Origin of the sequence: Pseudomonas sp. NFPP02, from assembly GCF_900119355.1 — a bacterium.
GTDB classification, from domain to species: Bacteria; Pseudomonadota; Gammaproteobacteria; order Pseudomonadales; family Pseudomonadaceae; genus Aquipseudomonas; species Aquipseudomonas paracarnis.
In genome coordinates this window covers 208,326-229,800 of the sequence record NZ_FPJI01000011.1, presented here as the reverse complement: position 1 = coordinate 229,800, position 21,475 = coordinate 208,326, and the positions used below count along the sequence as shown (strand labels likewise).

At 61.2% G+C, this 21,475-nt stretch carries 22 protein-coding genes; 17 read left to right on the top strand and 5 right to left on the bottom strand.

Translation table 11 applies throughout. From position 1 onward, the window contains the following. The first annotated feature begins 265 nt into the window (after window positions 1–265). The 15 genes from flhA to yegS all read left to right on the top strand — a co-directional run bounded on the left by flhA (window position 266) and on the right by yegS (window position 15,688). Window positions 266–2,380, top strand: a complete 2,115-nt coding sequence (flhA, locus tag BT204_RS20135; RefSeq protein WP_034126796.1) for a flagellar biosynthesis protein FlhA — start codon at window positions 266–268, stop codon at window positions 2,378–2,380. An 11-nt stretch (window positions 2,381–2,391) separates the two neighbouring features. Further along, the gene (gene flhF / locus BT204_RS20130) at window positions 2,392–3,708 is read left to right on the top strand and encodes a flagellar biosynthesis GTPase FlhF (RefSeq protein WP_003192914.1); all 1,317 of its coding nucleotides are present in this window, start codon (window positions 2,392–2,394) and stop codon (window positions 3,706–3,708) included. A gap of 105 nt (window positions 3,709–3,813) precedes the next feature. Beyond that, window positions 3,814–4,647 carry a flagellar synthesis regulator FleN gene (gene fleN / locus BT204_RS20125; RefSeq protein ID WP_003192912.1) on the top strand — a complete coding sequence of 278 codons (834 nt, stop codon included), beginning with the start codon at window positions 3,814–3,816 and terminating at the stop codon, window positions 4,645–4,647. Beyond that, window positions 4,644–5,384, top strand: coding sequence for an RNA polymerase sigma factor FliA (fliA, locus tag BT204_RS20120; RefSeq protein ID WP_003192909.1), 741 nt, complete (start codon window positions 4,644–4,646; stop codon window positions 5,382–5,384). Before fleN ends, fliA begins: the two co-directional genes overlap by 4 nt. 167 nt (window positions 5,385–5,551) lie before the next feature. Then, window positions 5,552–5,926 (top strand): chemotaxis response regulator CheY, encoded by a 375-nt coding sequence (locus BT204_RS20115; RefSeq protein WP_003192908.1) that lies wholly within the window; start codon window positions 5,552–5,554, stop codon window positions 5,924–5,926. 18 nt (window positions 5,927–5,944) lie between these two features. Continuing rightward, on the top strand, window positions 5,945–6,733 hold the full coding sequence (locus BT204_RS20110) for a protein phosphatase CheZ (protein WP_003192906.1): 789 nt from the start codon (window positions 5,945–5,947) through the stop codon (window positions 6,731–6,733). Between the two features lie 11 nt (window positions 6,734–6,744). Continuing rightward, the gene (locus BT204_RS20105; RefSeq protein ID WP_072448066.1) at window positions 6,745–8,946 is read left to right on the top strand and encodes a chemotaxis protein CheA; all 2,202 of its coding nucleotides are present in this window, start codon (window positions 6,745–6,747) and stop codon (window positions 8,944–8,946) included. Window positions 8,947–8,994: 48 nt separating this feature from the next. Continuing rightward, entirely contained in the window at window positions 8,995–10,125 is a 1,131-nt protein-coding gene (locus BT204_RS20100) for a protein-glutamate methylesterase/protein-glutamine glutaminase (protein ID WP_072448064.1), read from the top strand. After that, window positions 10,125–10,865, top strand: coding sequence for a flagellar motor protein (locus BT204_RS20095; protein WP_003192902.1), 741 nt, complete (start codon window positions 10,125–10,127; stop codon window positions 10,863–10,865). The genes BT204_RS20100 and BT204_RS20095 overlap by 1 nt, the downstream gene beginning before the upstream one ends. A gap of 205 nt (window positions 10,866–11,070) precedes the next feature. Next, a complete protein-coding gene (motD, locus tag BT204_RS20085) occupies window positions 11,071–11,958 on the top strand; it encodes a flagellar motor protein MotD (RefSeq protein WP_072448060.1) in 888 nt (295 codons plus the stop codon). Between the two features lie 51 nt (window positions 11,959–12,009). Then, window positions 12,010–12,798 carry a ParA family protein gene (locus tag BT204_RS20080; RefSeq protein ID WP_014719332.1) on the top strand — a complete coding sequence of 263 codons (789 nt, stop codon included), beginning with the start codon at window positions 12,010–12,012 and terminating at the stop codon, window positions 12,796–12,798. After that, entirely contained in the window at window positions 12,798–13,589 is a 792-nt protein-coding gene (locus BT204_RS20075) for a CheW domain-containing protein (RefSeq protein ID WP_072448058.1), read from the top strand. Before BT204_RS20080 ends, BT204_RS20075 begins: the two co-directional genes overlap by 1 nt. 79 nt (window positions 13,590–13,668) lie before the next feature. Then, the gene (locus BT204_RS20070; protein ID WP_003192896.1) at window positions 13,669–14,151 is read left to right on the top strand and encodes a chemotaxis protein CheW; all 483 of its coding nucleotides are present in this window, start codon (window positions 13,669–13,671) and stop codon (window positions 14,149–14,151) included. After that, complete coding sequence (locus BT204_RS20065; protein WP_057976958.1) at window positions 14,152–14,544, top strand: DUF2802 domain-containing protein; 393 nt, start codon at window positions 14,152–14,154, stop codon at window positions 14,542–14,544. 223 nt (window positions 14,545–14,767) lie between these two features. After that, window positions 14,768–15,688, top strand: a complete 921-nt coding sequence (gene yegS / locus BT204_RS20060; RefSeq protein WP_072448056.1) for a lipid kinase YegS — start codon at window positions 14,768–14,770, stop codon at window positions 15,686–15,688. Here the strand turns inward: yegS and BT204_RS20055 are convergent. The 3 genes from BT204_RS20055 to BT204_RS20045 form a co-directional block, all read right to left on the bottom strand. Beyond that, entirely contained in the window at window positions 15,647–16,306 is a 660-nt protein-coding gene (locus BT204_RS20055) for a response regulator transcription factor (protein ID WP_054920408.1), read from the bottom strand. The genes yegS and BT204_RS20055 overlap by 42 nt on opposite strands. Beyond that, the gene (locus tag BT204_RS20050; RefSeq protein WP_034126804.1) at window positions 16,303–17,196 is read right to left on the bottom strand and encodes a sensor histidine kinase; all 894 of its coding nucleotides are present in this window, start codon (window positions 17,194–17,196) and stop codon (window positions 16,303–16,305) included. The genes BT204_RS20055 and BT204_RS20050 overlap by 4 nt, the downstream gene beginning before the upstream one ends. Before the next feature lie 358 nt (window positions 17,197–17,554). Then, on the bottom strand, window positions 17,555–17,998 hold the full coding sequence (locus BT204_RS20045) for a hypothetical protein (protein ID WP_169918712.1): 444 nt from the start codon (window positions 17,996–17,998) through the stop codon (window positions 17,555–17,557). A 547-nt stretch (window positions 17,999–18,545) separates the two neighbouring features. On the opposite strand from BT204_RS20045, the gene BT204_RS20040 reads away from it, so the two are divergent. Further along, window positions 18,546–19,481 (top strand): chemotaxis protein CheV, encoded by a 936-nt coding sequence (locus BT204_RS20040; protein ID WP_072448054.1) that lies wholly within the window; start codon window positions 18,546–18,548, stop codon window positions 19,479–19,481. Between the two features lie 38 nt (window positions 19,482–19,519). Continuing rightward, window positions 19,520–20,326: an MOSC domain-containing protein gene (locus tag BT204_RS20035; protein ID WP_054920414.1), complete on the top strand. Its 807-nt coding sequence runs from the start codon at window positions 19,520–19,522 to the stop codon at window positions 20,324–20,326. Between the two features lie 47 nt (window positions 20,327–20,373). Here BT204_RS20035 and BT204_RS20030 read toward each other — a convergent pair whose 3' ends face one another. Beyond that, complete coding sequence (locus tag BT204_RS20030; RefSeq protein WP_003226701.1) at window positions 20,374–20,658, bottom strand: pyrimidine/purine nucleoside phosphorylase; 285 nt, start codon at window positions 20,656–20,658, stop codon at window positions 20,374–20,376. Window positions 20,659–20,880: 222 nt separating this feature from the next. Continuing rightward, window positions 20,881–21,423, bottom strand: coding sequence for a 3'-5' exonuclease (locus BT204_RS20025; protein WP_019818536.1), 543 nt, complete (start codon window positions 21,421–21,423; stop codon window positions 20,881–20,883). Between the last annotated feature and the right edge of the window lie 52 nt (window positions 21,424–21,475).

Genomic DNA, 21,475 nt, shown 5'->3' with positions numbered 1-21,475 from the left:
TATCAAGCCTCTTGATCGTTCCCACGCTCCCGCGTGGGAAACGCATCGCTTGACGCTCTGCGTCACCCTTGCAGAGTGCTCAAGTCGTGCGCCTGACACACCGCATCGCAGGCAAGCCAGCTCCCACACTTGAATCGGTTACCACTCGAAAATCGCCCCAAAAGCAAAGTTGGAAGGCTTCTTGCAACCCCGCCTCCAAGTCGCCCTCCAGCGTCAAAACTTTGCTTCAAGGACCCGAGGAATACCGGTGGTAGATCGCTCTCAAATGCTCAACACGGCCCGTGGCACCCTGACTGACCTGTCGCGGGGCAATCTGGGTGTGCCGTTGTTGTTGCTGGTGATGCTGGCAATGATGATGTTGCCGATGCCGCCGTTCCTGCTCGACGTGTTCTTTACCTTCAACATTGCCCTGTCCGTCGTTGTGTTGCTGGTGTGCGTGTACGCCTTGCGACCACTGGATTTCGCGGTGTTCCCGACGATTTTGCTGGTGGCGACCCTGCTGCGCCTGGCATTGAACGTCGCTTCCACGCGGGTGGTGATGCTCCACGGCCAGGACGGCCACGCCGCCGCCGGCAAGGTGATCCAGGCGTTCGGTGAGGTGGTCATCGGCGGTAACTACGTGGTCGGTATCGTGGTGTTCGCGATCCTGATGATCATCAACTTCGTCGTGGTGACCAAGGGCGCCGGGCGGATTTCCGAGGTGAGCGCGCGGTTTACCCTCGACGCCATGCCCGGCAAGCAGATGGCCATCGACGCCGACCTCAACGCCGGCCTGATCGACCAGGGCCAAGCCAAGGCCCGTCGGGCGGAAGTCGCCCAGGAAGCCGAGTTCTACGGCTCCATGGACGGTGCCAGCAAGTTTGTGCGCGGCGACGCCATCGCCGGCCTGTTGATTCTGTTCATCAACCTGATCGGCGGTGTGGCCGTCGGTATGTTTCAGCACGGCATGACATTCGGCGATGCCGGCAAGGTGTATGCCTTGCTGACCATCGGTGACGGTTTAGTGGCGCAATTGCCATCACTGTTGTTATCCACAGCGGCGGCCATCATGGTTACCCGTGCTTCGGGCTCCGAAGACATGGGCAAGCAGATCAGTCGGCAGATGTTCGCTTCGCCCAAGGCCCTGGCCGTGGCGGCGGGCATCATGGCGATCATGGGCATTGTGCCGGGCATGCCGCACTTCTCGTTCCTGAGCATGGCGGCCCTGGCGGGTGGTGCGGCGTACCTGTTCTGGAAAAAGCAGAACCAGGTCAAAGTCCAGGCCCAGCAGGAAATCGCCCGTCAACAGGAGCTGCTGCCATCCCCGGCCCGCGCCCAGGAAACCAAGGAGTTGGGCTGGGACGACGTCACGCCCATCGACATGATCGGCCTGGAAGTCGGTTACCGCCTGATCCCGCTGGTCGACCGCAACCAGGGTGGGCAACTGCTGGCGCGGATCAAGGGTGTGCGCAAGAAGCTGTCCCAGGACCTGGGTTTCTTGATGCCCACTGTGCATATCCGTGACAACCTCGACCTGGCCCCCAGCGCTTATCGCCTGACCCTGATGGGGGTAATCCTGGCCGAAGCCGAGATCTACCCGGACCGCGAACTGGCGATCAACCCCGGCCAAGTGTTCGGTACCCTCAACGGCATTACCGCCAAAGATCCGGCTTTCGGCCTGGAAGCGGTGTGGATCGAAGTCAGCCAGCGCAGCCAGGCGCAGTCCCTCGGTTACACCGTGGTGGATGCCAGCACCGTGGTCGCCACGCACCTCAACCAGATTCTCTACAAGCACTCCCACGAGTTGATCGGCCACGAGGAAGTCCAGCAATTGATGGGCTTGCTGGCCAAATCGTCGCCAAAACTGGCCGAAGAGCTGGTGCCTGGCGTGCTGTCACTGTCGCAGTTGCTCAAGGTGTTGCAAGCGCTGTTGGCCGAACAGGTGCCCGTGCGCGACATTCGCAGCATTGCCGAGGCCATCGCCAACAATGCCGCCAAGAGTCAAGATACTGCCGCTCTGGTGGCGGCGGTGCGTGTCGGCGTGTCCCGCGCAATCGTGCAAAGCATTGTAGGGACTGAGTCGGAGCTGCCTGTGATCACCCTGGAGCCCAGGTTGGAACAAATATTGCTCAATAGTATTCAGAAGGCAGGGCAAGGCCAGGAAGAGGGCGTTTTACTGGAGCCAAGCATGGCTGAAAAGCTGCAGCGTTCGTTGATCGACGCCGCACAGCGCCAGGAAATGCAGGGCAACCCGGTGATCCTGCTGGTGGCCGGCCCGGTTCGCGCGATGTTGTCGCGGTTCGGACGCCTGGCCGTACCGAATTTGCACGTGTTGGCTTACCAGGAAATTCCTGACAATAAGCAAGTGACTATTGTCGCGACAGTTGGGCCCAATGGCTGAGGTAGTGGGTTATGCAAGTTAAGCGTTTTTTCGCCGCCGATATGCGTCAGGCCATGAAACTGGTCCGTGATGAGCTGGGCGCCGATGCCGCGATTATCGGTAACCGTCGGATTGCCGGCGGTGTCGAGCTGACGGCTGCCCTGGATTACACGCCCCAGGCGCTGGCCCCGCGCGTGCCAAACATGGAGCTCGAAGACGAGCTGCGCAAGACCGCCTCGCGCATTGTGTCGGCCCAGGCTGAACTGAGCATGCGTGGCGACAGCGATGCCAGCACCAATCGCCAGCTGTTTGCCGGCCTGCCGCTGACCGCCGCCGAGCCGCTGGTTGAACCCACCTTTGTCGAACCGCCGCGTCCTGCAGCGCCTGCCCCGGCTGCCGCAGTTGACCAGCGCGTGATTGACTCGATGCGTTTTGAACTCAACGGCCTGCGTGAATTGCTCGAAGTGCAGCTCGGCTCGCTGGCCTGGACCCAACTGCAAGGCAGCAAGCCGCAGCAAGCCAACCTCTGGCGTCGCCTGCAACGCATCGGCCTGTCCGGCCCGTTGTCCCGCGACCTGCTGGCCTTGACCGCTGAAGTCGAAGAGCCGCGGCAGGCCTGGCGCATGCTGCTGGCGCACTTGGCGCGCATGATTGCCACGCCGGAAATCGAACCCCTGGAAGAGGGCGGTGTAATCGCCATGGTCGGCCCCGCCGGCATGGGCAAGACCACCACCCTGGCAAAGCTTGCGGCCCGTTACGTGCTTAAATACGGCGCGCAGAATATCGCCCTGGTGAGCATGGACAGTTACCGTATCGGCGCTCAGGAGCAGCTCAAGACCCTGGGCCGCATCCTCAACGTGCCGGTGACCCATGTCGACCCGGGCCAGTCCCTGGCCAATGCCCTCGACCCGTTGTTGCGCAAGCGCGTGGTGCTGATCGATACCGCCGGCCTGCAAGCCAGTGATCCGGCGCTGCGCATGCAGCTCGAAAGCCTGGCCGGGCGAGGCATCAAGTCAAAAAATTACCTGGTGCTTGCAACCACCAGCCAGAAACAGGTTCTTACCGCTGCTTATCACAGTTACAAGCGTTGCGGCCTGGCCGGTTGCATCCTCACCAAGCTCGACGAAACAGCGAGTCTGGGCGAGGTGTTGAGCCTGGCCATCAGCCATGAATTACCGGTTGCCTACCTGACCGACGGGCCGCGGATCCCGGATGATCTGCATCTGCCGCGCCGTCATCAGTTGGTCAGCCGTGCCGTGAGTGTGCAAATGCAAGACGAGCCTAGCGAGGAAGCGATGGCCGATATGTTCGCCGACCTTTACCACCACCCGGCTAAACGGGTGGGTTGAGGCAGGATGAACACCGTGAAATGTACCTACATCGATGGTCTGCAAGCGATTCACGCGGCCAAGCCATGTAGCCTGCGTCTAAGCAAGACAAGGTAAAGAAATAAAATGGGCAGCATGCATCCCGTACAGGTGATCGCGGTGACCGGCGGCAAAGGTGGCGTCGGGAAAACTAACGTGTCAGTGAATTTGTCCCTGGCCCTGGCAGAGCTTGGCCGTCGCGTCATGCTGCTGGATGCTGACCTGGGCTTGGCGAACGTGGACGTTCTGCTGGGGCTGACACCCAAACATACCCTGGCCGATGTGATCGAAGGCCGCTGTGAGCTGCGCGACGTGCTGCTCCAGGGCCCCGGAGGCATTCGCATCGTGCCGGCGGCCTCGGGCACCCAGAGCATGGTGCACCTGAGCCCCGCGCAGCATGCCGGGCTGATCCAGGCGTTCAGCGACATCGGCGACAACCTCGACGTGCTGGTGATCGACACCGCCGCCGGGATCGGCGAGTCGGTGGTCAGCTTTGTGCGCGCAGCGCAGGAAGTGCTGTTGGTGGTGTGCGACGAACCCACCTCCATCACCGACGCCTATGCGCTGATCAAACTGCTTAACCGTGACTACGGCATGAACCGCTTCCGCGTTCTGGCCAACATGGCCCAGAGCCCGCAGGAAGGGCGCAACCTGTTCGCCAAGTTGACCAAGGTCACGGATCGCTTCCTCGATGTGGCTTTACAATACGTCGGCGCAGTTCCCTATGACGAGTGTGTGCGCAAGGCCGTGCAAAAGCAGCGTGCGGTCTACGAAGCGTTCCCTCGTTCGAAATGCGCACTGGCGTTCAAGGCCATTGCCCAGAAGGTCGATACCTGGCCGTTGCCCGCCAACCCGCGGGGGCATCTGGAGTTTTTCGTCGAGCGTTTGGTGCATCAGACGAGCGCAGGACCGGTGCTATGACATCCAGCGGCTACAACCTTTACAAAAAGTCGGCACGTGACAGCCAGGGCGAATTGATCGAGCGCTATGCGCCGTTGGTCAAGCGCATTGCCTATCACCTGTTGGCGCGCCTGCCCGCGAGTGTGCAGGTCGAAGACTTGATCCAGGCCGGCATGATCGGCCTGCTTGAAGTCTCGACCAAATACGACGCCAGCAAGGGTGCCAGTTTCGAAACGTATGCGGGTATCCGTATCCGTGGCGCGATGCTCGATGAAGTGCGTAAAGGCGATTGGGCGCCGCGTTCGGTACACCGCAATACGCGCATGGTCAGCGATGCAATTCGGGCAATTGAAGCAAAAACCGGCCGTGACGCTAAAGATCATGAAGTTGCGGCCGAACTCCAATTGAGTCTCGACGATTACTACGGGATTTTGAACGATACCTTGGGCAGCCGCCTGTTCAGTTTCGACGACCTTTTACAGGACGGCGAGCACGAAGGGCTGCACGAGGACGGCGCGAGCGCGCATACGGAGCCGTCGCGCGACCTGGAAGATGAACGTTTCCAGGGCGCGTTGGCCGATGCAATCGCCAATTTGCCAGAGCGTGAGCGGCTGGTGCTGGCGCTGTACTACGACGAAGAGCTGAACCTCAAGGAAATCGGTGAGGTCCTGGGGGTCAGCGAATCGCGTGTCAGCCAGTTGCATAGCCAGTGCGCAGCCCGCTTGCGGGGCCGATTGGCCGAGTGGCGCGCGCGCTGACAGGCAGTGTGGGGGCACTGCAGACGCTGCCGTGAGATCGCAAGGTTTCGCGGGTGTGTGCCGTGGTGCCCTGGGCAGTCCTTTTTGTGTAACGCCTGTTGATTGAAATGGCGCGTCCAGGTGCTGGGCGCGTTTAAGACTGCTTGGAGGTCGAATTGGACAAGAACATGAAAATCCTCATCGTTGATGACTTCTCAACGATGCGGCGGATCATTAAAAACCTGTTGCGTGACCTTGGGTTCACCAACACGGTCGAGGCGGATGACGGCCTGACGGCCATTCCGATCCTCAACAGCGGGAGCATCGACTTTCTGGTGACCGACTGGAACATGCCGGGCATGACCGGTATCGACCTGCTGCGCCATGTGCGCGCCGATGAAAAACTGCGCAGCCTGCCTGTGCTGATGGTGACCGCCGAAGCCAAGCGCGAACAGATCATCGAAGCCGCCCAAGCCGGGGTCAACGGTTACGTGGTCAAGCCATTCACGGCACTGGCCTTGAAAGAGAAGATCGAGAAAATCTTCGAACGCATCCACGGCTAATGCCATCGCGGGGGAGCTATGGAGCATAACGAAACGTCACAGGGCGACTTTGAGTCGACCCTGAAAAAACATGCTCACCAGTTGGTCGACAGCCTGGAAAAAGGCCAGTTCGCCGATGCGGTGCAGTTGATCCATGAGCTTAACCAGACCCGTGACCGCGGCCTGTACCAGGAAGTGGGCAAGCTCACACGCGAGCTGCACAGCGCAATCGTCAATTTCCAGATTGACCCGCGCATGCCCCAGGCCGAAGAAATTTCCCAGATCACTGATGCCACTGAGCGCCTGTCCTATGTGGTCAGGCTGACCGAGGCAGCGGCCAACCGCACCATGGACCTGGTGGAAAACGCCACGCCCCTGGTCAACGGCATGGCCACCGAAGCCCAGGCCTTGAGCCAGGACTGGGGCCGCTTCATGCGCCGCGAAGTGGGCGCTGAAGAGTTTCGTGAATTGGCGCGTCGCGTCGACGGGTTCCTGTCGCGCAGCGAACAGGAAAACCGCACGGTGGCCAGCAACCTCAACGACATCCTGCTGGCCCAGGATTACCAGGACCTCACCGGCCAGGTGATCAAGCGCGTGACCCAGTTGGTCACCGAAGTGGAAAGCAACTTGCTCAAATTGGTGCTGATGGCCGGCCAGGTCGATCGTTTTGCCGGCATCGAACATGACCGCGAAGCGATCCTCTCGGAAAAAGATCCACAAAAACATCTCGCCAAGGGTGAAGGTCCGCAGATTCATGCCGATAAACGTGAAGACGTTGTGTCAGGTCAGGATGACGTAGATGACCTGTTATCCAGTTTAGGCTTCTAAGGAGCACCCACATGAGCTTCGGCGCCGATGAAGAAATCCTTCAGGATTTCCTTGTAGAGGCCGGCGAAATTCTAGAGCAACTGTCCGAACAACTGGTCGAGCTGGAAAGCCGACCGGATGATGCGAACCTGCTCAATGCAATTTTTCGCGGTTTTCACACTGTAAAAGGGGGCGCCGGCTTCCTCCAGCTCCATGAGCTGGTGGAGTGCTGCCACATCGCCGAGAACGTCTTCGACATCCTGCGCAAGGGTGAGCGTCACGTCGACTCGGAATTGATGGACGTGATTCTCGAAGCACTGGATGCGGTCAACGGGATGTTCAGCCAGGTGCGTGAACGTGCACCGATCACCGCTGCCACCCCGGAACTGCTGGCCGCCCTGGCGCGCCTGGCCGAACCTGCCGACACCGCGGCTGCGCCGGTGGTCGAGGCCGCACCGGAGCCGGTGGCGCAAGCCGAGCCGGACGTGACCGACAGTGAGTTCGAACAACTGCTCAACTCCCTCAGCGCGGTCAAGGCCGAAGCTGAAGCGCCGGTGCAGCCTGCCGCGACGCCGAGCAGTGAAGACATTACCGACGCCGAATTCGAGTCGTTGCTCGACCAGTTGCACGGCAAAGGCCAGTTCGCAGCAGATGCCGTGGCCCCGCCTGCTGCTGCGCCAGAAGCACCCGCTGCCAACGCCAGCACCGACATCACCGACGACGAGTTCGAGGCACTTCTCGACCAACTGCATGGCAAAGGCACCTTTGTGGCTGAAGCCCTGCCTGAGGTGGCGGCCACTGCCGCCGCTGCGCCAGCGGCCAGCGCAGCACCTGCCGATGATGGGCTGATCTCCGATCACGAATTCGAAGCTCTGCTCGACGAGTTGCACGGCAAAGGCAAGTTCAGCGAAGTGGCCCCGGCCGCGGCCGCGCAGGTTGCAGCACCAGCCACTGCGGCACCGGTTGCTGCCAAACCTGCGCCGGCTGCCAAGCCAGCACCTGCCGCCGCCCCGGCCCCTGCGCGTGCAGCGGCCCCAGCGGCAGCGGAAAAACCTGCCAGCGAAGCCGAAACCACCGTGCGCGTGGATACCGCGCGCCTGGACGACATCATGAACATGGTGGGCGAACTGGTGCTGGTGCGTAACCGCCTGGTGCGCCTGGGCCTGAACAGTGGCGACGAAGCCATGCAGAAGGCCGTGTCGAACCTCGACGTGGTCACCGCCGACCTGCAAACCGCGGTGATGAAAACGCGGATGCAGCCGATCAAGAAAGTCTTCGGCCGTTTCCCGCGCCTGGTTCGCGACCTGGCGCGCCAGCTCAAGAAAGAAATCAACCTGGAGCTGGTGGGCGAAGAAACCGACCTCGACAAAAACCTCGTCGAGGCCCTGGCCGACCCGCTGGTCCACTTGGTGCGCAACGCGGTCGACCACGGTGTAGAAACCCCGGAAGAACGCGAAGCCGCCGGCAAGTCCCGCAACGGCAAGGTGATTTTGGCGGCGGAGCAAGAGGGCGACCACATCCTGCTGTCGATCACCGATGACGGCAAAGGCATGGACCCGACCATCTTGCGCAATATCGCGGTCAAGCGCGGCGTGATGGACAAGGACGCCGCCGACCGCCTCACCGATACCGAGTGCTACAACCTGATCTTTGCCCCGGGCTTTTCGACCAAGACCGAGATCTCCGACGTGTCCGGGCGTGGCGTGGGCATGGACGTGGTGAAGACCAAGATCAGCCAGCTCAACGGCTCGATCAATATCTACTCGACCAAGGGCCAGGGCTCCAAGATCGTCATCAAGGTGCCGTTGACCCTGGCGATCATGCCGACCCTGATGGTGATGCTGGGCAACCAGGCGTTCGCCTTCCCGCTGGTCAACGTCAACGAGATCTTCCACCTCGACCTGTCGCGCACCAACGTGGTGGACGGCCAGGAAGTGGTGATCGTGCGCGACAAAGCGTTGCCGCTGTTCTACCTCAAGCGCTGGCTGGTGGCCTCGGCCGCCCATGAAGAACAGCGCGAAGGCCATGTGGTGATTCTGTCCGTGGGCACCCAGCGCATCGGCTTTGTGGTCGACCAACTGGTGGGCCAGGAAGAAGTGGTGATCAAGCCTTTGGGCAAGATGCTGCAGGGAACCCCAGGCATGTCGGGCGCAACCATTACCGGTGACGGTCGCATCGCACTGATTCTCGATGTTCCGAGCATGCTCAAGCGTTACGCCGCACGGCGTATTTGATTTTGGTGGGGCAGGGCGGTCATGCCCGCCCCGCCTAACGGAGTGTTTATGGCAGTCAAGGTCCTGGTGGTGGACGATTCGGGTTTCTTCCGCCGCCGCGTCTCGGAAATTCTTTCCGCTGATCCAACGATCCAGGTGGTCGGCACGGCCACCAACGGCAAAGAGGCGATCGATCAAGCCATTGCCTTGAAGCCGGACGTGATCACCATGGACTACGAGATGCCGATGATGGATGGCATCACGGCCGTGCGCCACATCATGCAACGCTGCCCTACACCGGTATTGATGTTTTCCTCGCTGACTCACGAAGGCGCGCGGGTGACCCTCGACGCTTTGGATGCCGGCGCGGTGGACTTTTTGCCGAAGAATTTCGAAGACATCTCGCGCAACCCTGACAAGGTCAAGCAGATGCTGTGCGAGAAGGTGCACAGCATTTCCCGCAGTAACCGTCGCAGCTTGATCAGCACGCCCGCGCCAGCTGCCACGCCTGCGCCCGCAGCAGCGGCGCCGACCTCGTCGTTTGCGCGCCCGGCGCCTGCGCCCGTGGCCCGGCCTGCGGTCGCGCCGGTACGTGCCGCCGCAGCGTCGAGTGCGCATTCGCCCGCGCCCAAGCGCAAGGCTTACAAGCTGGTCGCCATCGGCACCTCTACCGGCGGCCCGGTGGCCTTGCAGCGGGTATTGACTCAACTGCCGGCCAACTTCCCGGCGCCGATTGTGCTGGTGCAACACATGCCGGCGGCGTTCACCAAAGCCTTCGCCGAGCGCCTGGACAAGCTGTGCCGTATCACCGTCAAGGAAGCCGAGGATGGCGACGTTCTGCGTCCTGGCCTGGCACTGCTGGCGCCGGGCGGCAAGCAGATGATGGTGGACGGGCGTGGCGCGATCAAAATCCTGCCGGGCGATGAGCGCCTGAACTACAAGCCGTGTGTGGACATCACCTTCGGTTCGGCGGCCAAGTCCTATGGCGACAAAGTTCTGGCGGTGGTGCTCACCGGTATGGGAGCCGATGGCCGTGAAGGTGCGCGCCTGCTCAAACAGGGCGGTAGCGCCATCTGGGCCCAGGATGAAGCCAGTTGCGTGATCTATGGCATGCCCATGGCCATCGTCAAGGCTGACCTGGCCGATGCGGTCTACAGCCTGGACGACATCGGCAAGCACCTGGTGGAGGCCTGCCTCTGATGGATGTGTTGAGCCTGATCGGCATCACCATGGCGTTTGTCGCCATCATTGGTGGCAACTACCTGGAAGGCGGCCACCTCGGCGCCTTGGCCAACGGCCCGGCAGCGCTGATCGTGATCGGTGGCACCGTGGGCGCGGCGTTGTTGCAGTCGCCCCTGAGCTCATTCAAGCGTGCCATGCAGATTCTGGTGTGGATCATTTTTCCGCCACGGGTCGACCTGGCAGGCGGTATCGACCGTGTGGTCAATTGGAGCCTCACCGCCCGCAAGGAAGGCCTGCTGGGCCTGGAAGGCGTGGCCGATGCCGAGCCTGACAGCTACGCGCGCAAAGGCCTGCAACTGTTGGTCGATGGCGCCGAACCGGAAGCGATCCGCAGCATCCTCGAAGTGGATTTCTACACCCAGGAAAGCCGTGACATCAATGCGGCCAAAGTCTTTGAAAGCATGGGCGGCTATGCGCCGACCATTGGCATCATCGGCGCGGTGATGGGCCTGATCCACGTGATGGGCAACCTGGCCGACCCTTCGCAACTGGGCAGCGGCATTGCCGTGGCATTTGTCGCGACCATCTACGGCGTGGCCAGTGCCAACCTGGTGTTGCTGCCGGTGGCCAGCAAGCTCAAGTCGATTGCCATGCGCCAGTCGCGTTATCGCGAAATGTTGCTCGAAGGCATCCTGTCGATTGCCGAGGGCGAAAACCCGCGCTCCATCGAATTGAAGCTTCAGGGCTTCATGGATTGATGGGTATGCACATTGACCTGTGGCCAGTGAGCTTTATGTGGCGAGCGAGCTTGCTCGCGCTGGGCTGCGAAGCAGCCCCAAAACCAGGTACCGCAATCTGTCTGAACAAACGCGTTGCCTGGATGGGGGCCGCTTCGCGCCCCAGCGCGAGCAAGCTCGCTCGCCACAGTAAAGCGGCCAATAGCGGTCAGGGAGGTATTTGCCTGTGAGCCGTCGCCGTCGCGAGCCTGAAGAGCACGTCAACCACGAACGCTGGCTGGTGTCCTACGCGGACTTCATCACCTTGCTGTTCGCGTTTTTCGTGGTGATGTACTCGATCTCGTCGATCAACGAAGGCAAGTACAAGATCATTTCCCAGGCGCTGGTCGGCGTGTTCAACGATGCCGAGCGGGCGCTCAAGCCGATCCCCATCGGCGAAGAGCGGCCCAAGACGGTGACCCCGGCCAAGCCCCTGGTCAATAACAGTGATGAAACCGCCGCCGGCATCCAAGGCACCAGCGACCCGCTCAAAAGTATCGCCGACGATATCAGTGCCGCCTTTGGCGACCTGATCAGCTCCAACCAGATGACCGTGCGCGGCAATGAGTTGTGGGTGGAGATCGAGCTGAACTCCAGTCTGTTGTTCGCCAGTGCCGATGCGTTGCCCAGTGACCAGGCGTTCACGATCATCGACAAGGTGGCGGCGATCCTCAAACCGTTTGAAAACCCGATCCACGTGGAAGGCTTCACCGACAATTTCCCCATCAGCACCGCGCAGTACCCGACCAACTGGGAACTGTCCTCGGCCCGCGCGTCGAGCATCGTGCGCATGTTGGCCATGCAGGGCGTGAACCCCCAGCGCCTGGCGTCGGTGGGCTATGGTGAATTCCAGCCGGTGGCCAATAACGCCACGGTGGAAGGCCGCGCCCGTAACCGCCGGGTGGTGCTGGTGGTCTCGCGCAACCTGGATGTGCGTCGCAGCCTGACCGGTACTGGCACTGCCAATGCCACCCCGGATGCGGCGTTGAAGCGTGCTGGCACACAAACTGCACCGCCCGTTGTCAAGCCGCCGGTCCGACCGAGTAACGTCAATTCTCCGTCGCTGGCTCAATAACCGTATGCAATGTCTCGGTCGCGCCTGTGCCCGCCGGGAGGAACCAACCGAATGAGAGTCTGGGCAGTTGCCAATCAAAAGGGTGGGGTCGGCAAGACCACCACTTCCATCGCCTTGGCCGGTTTGCTGGCCGAAGCGGGCAAGCGTGTGGTCGTGGTCGACCTGGACCCCCACGGTTCCATGACCAGCTATTTCGGCTACGACCCGGATGCGCTGGAACACAGCTGCTATGACTTGTTTTTACACAAGGGCAGCGTCCCGGCGGATCTGCCTGGGCAACTGCTGTTGCCCACCAGCAACGAAAGCATTTCCCTGCTGCCGTCGAGCACCGCCCTGGCCACCCTGGAGCGCCAGTCGCCAGGCCAGAGCGGCCTGGGCCTGGTGATCGCCAAGACCCTGGCGCAGCTGTGGCAGGACTTCGATTACGCGATCATCGACAGCCCGCCGTTGCTCGGCGTGCTGATGGTCAATGCGTTGGCGGCCAGCCAGCAATTGGTGATCCCGGTGCAGACCGAGCACCTGGCGGTCAAGGGCCTGGAGCGTATGGTCAGCACCCTGGCGATGATCAACCGTTCGCGCAAGCAGGCGCTGCCGTTCAGCATCGTGCCGACCTTGTTCGACCGTCGCACCCAGGCGTCCCTCGGCACCTTGCGCGTATTGCGCGATGCCTACCCGGACACTATCTGGAATGGCTACATCCCGGTGGACACGCGCCTGCGTGACGCCAGCCGTGCCGGGCTCACACCGTCGCAGTTCGACGGCAAGAGCCGTGGCGTGCTGGCCTACCGTGCGTTGCTCAAGCACCTGCTGTCGCAACAGCTTGTGGCGCAGGTGGCGTGATGAACCGTCCTGTCGAACTCAAGACCCGCCCGCAACTGGCTCTGGAATCCTACCTGGATGCCTTGCTGCAGGATGCGACGGCCGAGGAACTGCCAGAACCGATTCTGGTACTTGAGCCTGCTGTCGAACCCGAAAGCCCGCTGGATGAATTCCAGCAGGCGGTGATGGAAGAACAGGCGCGGGATGCGCAGGTGGTGGAGGCTCCCGTGGTGGTGCCAAGCGTCCCGGCGGTGTTGGCGCCCCCGGTGGTTGAACCGCTGGTGGAAGTGCACCTGCCGCCCAGCCTCACGCCGCCGCCGGTGACGGGCGACGGTCGCCCTTCGTGGGCCGCCGAGCCGTTCGAGTGCCTGCTGTTCGACGTTGCCGGGTTGACCCTGGCGGTGCCGCTGGTGTGCCTGGGCTCGATCTATTCCCTGGAAGGCCAGGAGCTGACGCCGCTGTTCGGGCAGCCGGAGTGGTTCCTCGGCATCCTGCCCAGCCAGGCCGGCAACCTCAAGGTGCTGGATACGGCGCGCTGGGTGATGCCCGACCGCTACCGCGATGATTTTCGCCAGGGCCTGCAATACGTGATCTCGGTGCAGGGCTACGAGTGGGGGTTGGCGGTGCATCAAGTCAGCCGCTCGTTGCGCCTGGACCCCAATGAAATCAAATGGCGCAGCCACCGCGGCCAGCGGCCGTGGCTGGCGGGCACGGTGATTGAACACATGTGCGCGTTGCTGGATGTCGCCGAACTGGCCGAGTTGATCGCCAGCGGTGCGGTGAAGGCAATGCCACAGAACAAACGCAGTTGATTGAACAATAAGGGCCGTGCGGTTGCGCGGCCTACGTGCACACACGCCGTCGATAGCGGCATTTGAAGGGGTCAGATGAATGAACAAGTCAGCGTCCGCACAAGGTTTGGATGATCCGATCCTGCAATGGGTGACCTTCAAGCTGGACAACGAAACATACGGCATTAACGTGATGCGCGTGCAGGAAGTGCTGCGCTACACCGAGATCGCCCCGGTTCCAGGCGCGCCAAGCTACGTGCTGGGCATCATCAACCTGCGCGGCAATGTGGTGACGGTGATCGACACCCGCCAGCGGTTCGGCCTGGACACGGTTGAAGTCAGCGACAACACCCGTATTGTGATCATCGAGGCCGACAAGCAAGTGGTCGGCATCCTGGTCGACAGCGTGGCCGAGGTGGTTTACCTGCGCCAATCGGAAGTGGAAACCGCACCGAACGTCGGTAACGAAGAGTCGGCCAAGTTCATCCAGGGCGTGTGCAACAAGAACGGCGAACTGCTGATTCTGGTTGAGCTGGACAAGATGATGAGCGAAGAAGAGTGGTCGGAACTGGAGAGCATCTGATTGTTCCTTGAGGCAGCGGTGATTGTCCTGGCCCTGTTGTGGGCCGGGACCTTGGCGTTTGTGCTGCGCTCTATGCGCCAGCAGCGGGAGTCAGCCTTGCAACAGGCCGAGCGCGATGCGGTGCGCGACCGGCGCATTCTGGAACTGGTCAAGCGTGTTGATCACTTCCAGCAAAGTGCGGTGCGGGTTGGGGATGAAGTGCATGAACTGCGCGCGATTCTCGCGCCGTTGCCCGACAGGTTGGTGCAGTTGGAGCAGCGTGATCCGTCGAACCTGTCGTTTGCCCAGGCGGCCAAGCTGGTCGGCATGGGGGCGACGGTGGATGAGCTGACGCAGTCGTGTGGGCTGACCCAGGCTGAGGCGCAGTTGATGAGTAAGTTGCACAAGGGCTGATTCTCGATAGCGGCCTGGCAGCCGACGCTTCTCTACCTTGCGCCCAACGATCCAACTGTGGGAGCTGGCTTGCCTGCGATGACGGCCTGCCAGCCGACATCTATCTGCCTGACAGCCCACATTTTGATCTGCATACCTCAATCAATTTTCTCCAGCCACAGACTTTTCCTGTTCCCCAAAGGTCAACATCCTTCAAGCACCTTGACCCAGGAGATTCTCCCAAATGACCGCCCCCAAAGCCCTGTTGATCCTCCACGGCAAACAAGCCCTCAACGAGGATGTGCGCGCTGCTGTGCTGTCGCGGCGTGAGCAGGGTGGGGAGTTGGCGGTGCGGGTGACCTGGGAGGGCGGCGATGCCCGGCGACTGGTCAATGAAGCCCTGGCCGAGGGGTACACCCATATCATTGCCGGCGGTGGCGACGGCACCTTGCGCGATGTGGCCGAAGCCATGGCCCATGCCAACACCGACGCCAGCCTGGTGCTGATGCCCCTGGGCACCGCCAATGATTTCGCCAAGGCCGCCGGCGTGCCGTTGGAGCCGGCAGGCGCCCTGGCCTTGCTGGACGTACAGCCCAAGGCGATTGACCTGGGCCAGGTCGGTGGGCAAATCTTCCTGAACATGGCCACCGGTGGTTTTGGCAGCCAGGTCACGGCCAACACGTCCGAAGACCTGAAGAAGGTCCTGGGCGGTGCCGCGTACCTGTTTACCGGTTTAACCCGCTTCAGTGAATTGAAAGCCGCCTACGGTGAATTGGAAGGCCCGGATTTCCATTGGAAAGGCGAGTTGCTCGCGCTGGGCATCGGTAACGGTCGCCAGGCCGGTGGCGGGCATGTGCTGTGCCCCGGTGCATTGGCTGATGACGGGCTGTTGGATGTCAGCATCCTGCCGGCGCCCCAGGAAGTGGTGGGCACGTTGCGTGAGTTGATGAACAACGGCTGGGGCCTGGACACCATGTTCGTGCGCGCACGCTTGCCGTGGGTGAAGATCAAGGTCGCACAAGGCTTGTACATCAACCTCGACGGCGAGCCGCTGGAAGGCGACGACCTGCACTTCGAGGCGCTGCCCAAGGCCCTGCGCGTGCACTTGCCGCTGGGTTCGCCGTTAGTCGTCCAGGCTGATGATCTGCTCACGCACGGCAAATAACACCAGGCCCGCCACGTCAAAAATCTGCAAGCGCTTCATGATCTGCGAGCGGTGGGCTTCGACAGTCTTGATGCTCAGGCCCAGGCCGTGGGCAATTTCCCGGGTGGATTTGCCGCGCACGATCAAGCGCAGGATTTCCAGTTGCCGCGCCGTCAGGCTGTGGCTGTGGGCGACAGGCGCACTGGGGGCCTGGCTACGGATCAGCGCCTGGTTGATCACTGTGTGGGCGATGGCGGGGCTCAGGTAGCGTTCGTTGTTACGCAGGGCCAGCAGGGCATGTTCCAGCTCGTTGGCGGTGGTGTCCTTGAGCAGGTAGCCGTGGGCACCAGACTCCAGGGCGCGCATGATCATCTCGGGATCGGTGTGCATCGACAGGATCAGCACTTTGCACTTGGGGTAGGCGCGCTTGAGTTGCTGCAAGGCATCCAGGCCCCCGGTGTGTTTCATCGACAGGTCCAGCAGCACAATGTCGGGCTGCAGGGCGCAGAATTTCTCAAGCAGTTGCGCGCCGTCGCTGGCCTCGCCAACAACGGCGTAGCCGGGGATATCCAGGATCAGCGCGCGCACGCCGGCGCGGATCAAGGCATGGTCATCGACCAGGAGCAGATTGCAGGTCACCGGAGAACCTTATGGGCACTGGCCCGTTCGAGGGCGCGGGGGGCCCAGGGGAAAAGTGCGTGGATGCGTGTGCCGTTGCCCGGCTGGCTGCTGACGGACACGGTGCCGCCCAACTGGTGGGCCCGTTCGCACATGCCGGCCATACCCCGTTGGCCTTCCTTGCCGGGGTCGGCGGCAGGTGCGAAGCCCTGACCGTCATCGCATATCGTCAGGGACAGCCCTTCCGGCAAGCGTTGCAGGCGCACCAGCAGGTTGTGTGCCTTCGCATGGCGCAGCATGTTGGTGACCGCTTCCTGGGTGATGCGAAAGGCCGCCACGGCCATTTCTTCGGGAATGCCGGTGAGGCGTTGCTGGCACTCCAGGCTCCAGCACACCTGGGTATTTTCCAGGGCCTTGAGCAGGTGCGCGCGCAGGCTGGCTTCCAGCCCCAGGCTTGCCAGTTGGCGAGGGTTGAGAATGGCGGACACGTCGCGCACCTTGGCCAGGGTTTCATTGAGCGTATTGCATAGCACCGAGCAATGAATTTGCAGGTCTTGGGGCAGTCGACGCTGCAACCATTCGCTCTGCAACTTGGCGGCGGTCAGCAGTTGGCCGATGTCATCGTGCAGCTCGCGGCTGAGGCGGTGGCGTTCGTTTTCCTGGACTTGCAGCAGGCGGTCGGCCAGCTCCTGGGGCTGGAACTTGATGGCTTTGCGCGAGCGCCACTGGTGCAGGGCGACCACTGCCAACGTGACCAGGTTGAGCAACACAATCACTAATGGCAGCGGCGCGCCTTGCAGGTAAACCCACAGGCTGACCAGCAGTGAGCACAGGCACAGGGCAAGGATGAGGGGGCGCGCATGGCGGCGGGACACGAACCTTGCGATGAGTGACTTGAGGCTGGCGTACATAGCGGATGGAGCCAATGAGGGTTCACTGCGCGAAGACCGGTCACGGCGGTTGACTGGGCTCTGTCGAGAGTGCGGTGCCGGATCGTGGTTATCCATAATGAAGTTGCTTCATTTCGAGCGGGGCATGGTACCACCACTATTACCGTTGGTCGCCTGGCATATTCCTCCCTCGATATATTAACCACGTAAATGCCCTGACGGTCAGGCCAGCGCTCTTGAGTTGTATTAGTTAGACTGATTTGTACAATTTTTAAGGTGCTGGCTAATTGATATTTCTTCAGTCTCTAGAAGTGTTTCATCTTTGGCTTAAACGGTCGCTTTTAGATAACACGGGTATTAAATACGACCTCTCCTTGGTTTAAGACCTCTGCTGTAGACGCTGCTGATGGCCGTAGTCTTTTTGCGGAATCTGCGAGGTCACCGTGGCAATCAGCGAAGTTTGCTCACTGTCATCCAGGCCCAGTTCCCCGGTACGGATGTCAATCAGCTCCAGTTGCCAAGCCAGTAACCTCAGGCAGTCGTGCAACGCCTCCAGGGCCTGGTCATGCAGTTGCACCGGGCTCACGGCATTGGCGATCAGGTATTGAATATGCCGGGAGAACTCGCTGATCGCCTGCAAGGCCAGGCCATCGGCTTTTTCTGCCAGTTTGGCCAAGCTGGTTTTCATGCAGTCGATGGCGTCGCTGTCATTGCGGATCAAATGCAGGTGGTTTAGGCATTCCTCGGACTTGGCCAGCAGCATTTCGGCTTCCAGCAAAAACTCGGGAAGCGCGGTTTGCCATTCGTTCGCGCTATTCATCATGCAAGTCTCCACAACTTAAGGTCGGGTGATGAGATGTCGCACCGGGTGAATGGCTTAAAACTAGCGCTGAAATACGACTGGGGCGTGTAGGTTGCTTCCGATAATCCAGTAGGACGTTTATTGAAAAACTCACGAATGCCGCCTTTAACCGCTGTTAGGCGGGATGACGCAACTTCAGTTGCCGATACGTGAGTGCCTGAAAGGCCCGTAGACCAAGGGCTTGGGTGGGCAAACAAAAGCCTGACTCCATTCATGCAATGAGAATGGCGTCACATTAATGGCTATTAGATATCGCGAATATCAGGTTGGGCCTGATTGCGTATAGGGGAATCCCCTATGTGGTGGAACTGCACGTCAATTCGACTGTCGCGCAAGGCGGCTTGAAAGAGCATCAAGGGCCCAAGCAGTAAAGCATGATGTCAGTGTGACATCAATGGATTTACATGGCATTTTATTGGGGTCAAGGTCCGGCGCTTGCCGCCGATAACGTGCTTATACAGCTGCATACCCTTTCACGCGCCTGCGGCGTGTACACCAGGAGCTTTTAATGGCCGGCATTCTCGACACGGTAGATCAACGCACGCAATTGGTGGGTGAGAATCGCCTGGAAATTCTCATGTTCCGCCTCTTCGGACGGCAGTTGTTCGCGATCAACGTGTTCAAAGTGCAGGAAGTGCTGCAATTGCCCAAGCTGACCCTGATGCCCCAGCGCCACCCGTTCGTGTGTGGGGTGGTCAACCTGCGTGGCCAGACCCTGCCGGTGATCGATCTGTCCCAGGCCATCGGCATGCGTCCTTTGGCGCCGGGCCCCAACAGCACCATTATCGTCACCGAATATAATCGCTCGGTGCAGGCGTTCCTGGTGGGCGGCGTCGACCGCATCGTCAACATGAACTGGGAAGCCATCCTGCCGCCGCCGACCAGCGCCGGTCGCCAGCACTACCTCACCGCCATCAGCAAGGTCGATGAGCAACTGGTGGAAATCATCGACGTGGAAAAAGTCCTCGCCGAGATCGTGCCCTACAACGCCAAGGTCTCCCGGGACAAACTTGAAGATCCGGTGCTGGAGCGTGCCCGTGGCCGCGAAGTGCTTCTGGTGGATGATTCCAACGTGGCGTTGTCGCAGTTGCGTGACACCCTGGGCCAGTTGGGCGTGAAGATGCACGTCGCCAGCGACGGTCTCAAGGCACTGAACATGCTCAAGGCTTGGGCCGACAGCGGCCAGGTGATGACCGACAAACTGCTGATGATCTTCACCGACGCCGAAATGCCCGAGATGGATGGCTACCGTCTCACTACCGAAATCCGCAACGACCCGCGCCTGCGTGGTCTGTACGTGGTGATGCACACCTCGCTGTCGGGCAGCTTCAATGACTCGATGGTCAAAAAGGTCGGCTGCGACAATTTCCTCTCCAAATTCCAGCCGGACAAGCTGGTGGACGTGGTACGCCAGCGACTGATGTTGGACGAAATGCCCGCCTGACTTTAGGATGACACTTTGTTTCCTAGGAAGGCAGGCCCATGCTGCGTCTCAGCGCGTTGTACCGTTACCCCTTGAAGTCCGGCAAGGCCGAAGCCTTGCAGCAGATTGGCCTGGATAAACTCGGGTTGGACGGGGATCGACGCTGGATGCTGGTGGATGAAGCCAGCGGGCGGTTCCTGACGCAACGGGCCGTGGCGAAGATGAGCCAGCTCTCGGCGTTGTGGAACAGCAGCGGGGGCCTGACCCTGAGTTCGCCGGGCTACGCGCCATTGGATGTGGCATTGCCGGGCAGCGCCAGCGAACTGCGTGGTGTGACCATCTGGCGCGACACCCTGCGTGTGCCGGATGCTGGCGATGAGGCCGCGGCCTGGGTCAGTGCATTCATTGGCAAGCCGACGCGCTTGGTGCAACTGCCCCTGGAACGTGCGCGCACCACCGAAGCCGGGTATGGCAAGGATGACGACAAGGTCGGCTTCGCTGACGGCTACCCGTTGCTGTTGATCGGCCAGGGCTCCCTCGACGACTTGTGTGAAAAGATCGGCCGCCCGATGCAGATGCTGCGTTTTCGTCCCAACCTGGTCATCGAGGGCGCCGAGGCTTTCGCCGAAGACGGCTGGAAGCGCTTGCGCATCGGCGACGTGGAGTTTCGGGTGGTCAAGCCGTGCTCGCGGTGCATCCTCACCACAGTCGACCCCCAGACCGGTGAGCGCAGCCCCGACCGCGAGCCTTTCGCGACGCTGCAAACCTACCGCCAGACCGAAAAGGGCGCGATGTTCGGCCAGAACCTGGTCAACGATGGCATCGGGCGCCTGGAAGTCGGCATGCCGGTAACGGTGCTGGAATAAAAAAGCCCGTCTCGTGGGAGACGGGCTTTTTGTGTGCCGGGTACCGCTTAGCCGCGGTATTCACACAGGTAGGCGGTGTCCACCGCAACCTTCAACTGGAACTTGCTGTTGGCCGGTACGTTGAACTGGCTGCCGGCAGCGAAGGTTTCCCAGTCGCTGCTGTCGGGCAGCTTCACGGTCAGGGCGCCGGAGACCACGTGCATGATTTCACGTTGGGCGGTGCCGAATTCGTATTCACCCGGAGCCATCACGCCGATGGTCGCCGGCCCTTCTGCGGTGCCGAAAGCGATCGACTTGACGGTGCCGTCGAAGTACTCGTTGACTTTGAACATGGGTGAATCCTCGGAAAAGATGGATGCTTACGCTCATCACTGCAGGCGCGGGCTTCTGTGGCGAGGGAGCTTGCTCCCGTTGACTGCGTAGCAGTCCCCGTTTTTTGGGGGAGCTTCGCACCCCAGCGCAAGCAAGCTTGCTCGCCACAGGATTTCGTTGGTGCAGGTGGGCAGCATCAAAGGAAAATGGCTGGCCAGTATGCCCAAGGCTGTGGACGCTGCCTAGACCGGCAATATCAGCGGCAGCAGGCGTGCGGTGTTGCGTGCATCCTCCAGGGCGCGATGCTGCTGGCCATTGAACTGCATTCCTGCCAATTGCAGCGCACCATTGAGCCCCAGCGGCTTGTCCAGGCGCCGGGCCTTGGCAAAGCGTTGCTTGAGGTTCACATGCGGGGTGTCGCCCAAGGCGCTAGCGAGGCCATGGCGCTGCCACTCCAGCTCAAGCTGCACGCGATCATAGTCACCCCAACTGGCCCAGCCTTCCAGGCGTGGCTGATGTTGGCCCAGCCAGCGCTCGAACAGCGGCCACACCTCGGTGATCGGCGCGGCCATGTCGATATTGGCCTGGGTGATATGGGTGAGTTTGCGGCAAAAGGGTGTCAGCAACGGCCGGCGCAAGGGCCGCACAAAGCGCTGGAAGTGGTCCAGTTCGCGGCCCTGGCGGTTGACCAGGCTGGCGCCGATCTCGATGACTTCCATCTCTGTCACGGGCCAGCCGCCGTCATCCGTTGTGGCTTCAAGGTCAATAATCAGCCAATGAGGCATGTGCAGGTTCCCGTACTCGTCCCTTCCTGATGGGGATAGAGCGTAGCCCGGC